The sequence below is a fragment of the Microcystis sp. M53602_WE12 genome (assembly GCF_030065455.1).
Taxonomy (GTDB): domain Bacteria; phylum Cyanobacteriota; class Cyanobacteriia; order Cyanobacteriales; family Microcystaceae; genus Microcystis; species Microcystis aeruginosa.
The window spans coordinates 1-1,924 of sequence record NZ_JASJFB010000202.1 but is presented as its reverse complement, the minus strand read 5'-3'; the positions used below and the strand labels follow the sequence as shown (position 1 = coordinate 1,924).

Here is a 1,924-nt window from a genome sequence, read left to right as displayed (position 1 = left end):
AGCATATATTTCGTAAATGTGCTAATATTTAACAGTAAAGCCGTCGTAGAACGACGGGGTTTCAGACCCAAAATTTTCGATGATATAGCACTACGCGATTACATTAGAAAACGGGTTTCTTTGAGAAACCCGTTTTCTGGAGATGAAAAACATAGATAAAACCCTATAAAATCGATAAGAAGCAATAATTGACAAAATAGGGGTGGTGTGATATGCTTTTTGGTAAAATTTCTAGGCTCTTCGGTTTGTGTTATGCAATGGACGGGGATTATAAGGGATGGAACCCTTATATAGAAAGACATTTAGCGATTTTTGTCAATTGTTTTTTATCTAGAGCGAACTAATCAATTAAGTCTCTTGCCAGATAAGGATTTAGTCGATTTATGCCCCCCTATCGAACCATAACAAGTAACGAAGAGCCAATTTCTACAAAATTGTCAATGAACACCACAACTATCCTCAAATCCCTGTCTGGTGTCGGTGTTGTCTTCGCCAGCACAGTTAGCGCGATCACCATGGTGGCCACCCTCCCCGCCAGCGCCGCCACCTTTACCTTTACCGGAAGTGGCGGTAATATCCCTGATGACAACACCACTGGTTTTAGTAGCACTATTACCGTTCCCACCAGTTCCAACTTTTTGATCACCGATGTCACTGTCACCCTCACGGGACTGCAGCACAACTCTCTAGGCCAGGTGCGTGCCGCCCTCACCTACGTCCCAACCAACACGACAGTAGCCCTATTCAACCGGGTTGGGCGCATTGTTCCCCCTGCTACTGCGACTGGCGATAACAGCAACTTCAACGGCAACTACAGCTTTAACGATGCCTTTACCGGCGACATCTGGACGGTAGCGGCTTCTGGGGGTAATCTTTTTAACGTCGCCAGCGGCAACTACTTCGCCACTGGTGGGAACAGTAGCACCAAGGTTCCCATGCTCGCTTCCCTAGGCGGACAAGAGTCCAGCGGCGTCTGGCGGCTGACCATTGCCGATACTGTCGCTGGTACTACTGGCTCTTTCACTTCTTGGACGCTAAATTTGCAAGGTACCCCCATTCCTGAGCCAAGTTCTAGCTTAGGTTTGCTGGCTTTAGGCTTACTGGGAGCGAGAGCGGCACTTGAATGGGAAAGATTAGCATAGAAAACGGGTTTCTTTGAGAAACCCGTTTTCTGGATTATGCTTATTTCCTCCCGACCGGGCTGAAGCGGGAATCAAAACTATCTCAATGGAGCGAGATGAATCGCGACCAGAATAAAACTAACGCGGTAGCGTTTCCACTTTCGGGGAGTTTTGGTTCTCGACGTATTTTTTTAGTTGTTCGACAGTAACGTCGCCACAACTAGCCACGAAATAAGCTCCCGTCCAAAAATAGGGTTTGTTGTCGAAATACTCGGCCGCCAAATACGGAAATTCTTGTCTAATTAAGCGACTACTAACTGTTTTAAGGTTAGCGATTAGTTTGGTCCATGATTGTAATTATAGCGTTTCCTGTTCGCAAGAGATACATTATCGATGGTGAAAAGCTTAATTAGCAAAGGTTAAACTGTGCCACACAGGTGTGAGAACCGCTATAGTTGATATCCTAGGCAGTAAGTGTTATAATTTAACTATACATCACGCTCACGAAAGACAGTGATAACGCTTACCTACCAGTACAAACTAAAGGTAAACAGACAACAGGAACGGGAGATCATCCACATTCTTGATGTTTGCAAAAGCGTTTATAATTACGCTCTTTCAGAACGGAAAGATTGGTTGAACTCTCGAAAGTGTCTTGCGGATCGTTGTTCGTTAGTTTCCGAGTACATAATTCCTGCGGATGAACCCTATCCTAATTACTTCGTTCAAGCTAAAAATCTAACGGAAGCTAAAAAAGTTTACCCGATATTAAAGACGGTTAACGCTCAAGTCTTACAGCAAGT

At 44.8% G+C, this 1,924-nt stretch carries 2 protein-coding genes and 1 pseudogene; 2 read left to right on the top strand and 1 reads right to left on the bottom strand.

What is annotated here, in order from left to right:
• Positions 1-440 precede the first annotated feature (440 nt).
• Complete coding sequence (locus tag PX482_RS07535) at positions 441-1,142, top strand: proprotein convertase P-domain-containing protein (protein WP_288122270.1); 702 nt, start codon at positions 441-443, stop codon at positions 1,140-1,142.
• 117 nt (positions 1,143-1,259) lie between these two features.
• On the opposite strand, the pseudogene PX482_RS07530 reads toward PX482_RS07535, so the two are convergent.
• A pseudogene (locus PX482_RS07530) lies at positions 1,260-1,466 on the bottom strand (IS200/IS605 family transposase); the annotation flags it as partial.
• A gap of 168 nt (positions 1,467-1,634) precedes the next feature.
• Between PX482_RS07530 and PX482_RS07525 the strand changes: the two are divergent.
• Positions 1,635-1,924, top strand: a 290-nt coding sequence (locus PX482_RS07525) for a helix-turn-helix domain-containing protein (protein WP_288122268.1), incomplete at its 3' end; no start/stop codon positions are given.

Coding starts and splice junctions, on each gene's coding strand:
- PX482_RS07535 (WP_288122270.1), top strand. CDS start 441: ATGAACACCACAACTATCCTCAAATCCCTGTCTGGTGTCGGTGTTGTC.